We start from the raw sequence: 380 nt of genomic DNA, 5'->3' as shown, positions 1-380 counted from the left end.
TAATTGCTTTTAATTTTAATTGTTTCATTAATCTATAAACACGCTTATGATTTACACGTTTATTTAATTTAAGACGGATATAGATATAAATACGTCTATAACCATAAATACCTTGATATTGGTGATAGATATCGTTGATATCTTCCATTAATGTATTATTTTCAATCTCTCTCTTAGAGGGTTTTCTATTTGTCCATTTATAATAACTTGATCTATTTATTCCTAAAACACTACATAACCATTTAATTGGATATTTATTTTTTAGCGCTTTAATCGTTTTGTATGACGCGATTTGTTTACTTTTTGATTCATCATCTCTCTTTCGAATTCTCTCCGCTTTTTTAAAACCTCATTCTCCATTTCTAAATATTTATTTCGTT

The 380-nt window shown here is 26.1% G+C and carries 1 pseudogene; it reads right to left on the bottom strand.

The features are described 5' to 3' along the window. Nucleotides 1-380: pseudogene (locus tag LQ615_RS13595) on the bottom strand (IS3 family transposase); the annotation flags it as partial.

It is taken from the genome of Mammaliicoccus sp. C-M13 (assembly GCF_022386845.1).
Classification (GTDB): domain Bacteria; phylum Bacillota; class Bacilli; order Staphylococcales; family Staphylococcaceae; genus Mammaliicoccus; species Mammaliicoccus lentus.
Note: the sequence above shows the minus strand (reverse complement) of the source record. Positions and strands in the feature narration are given on the sequence as shown.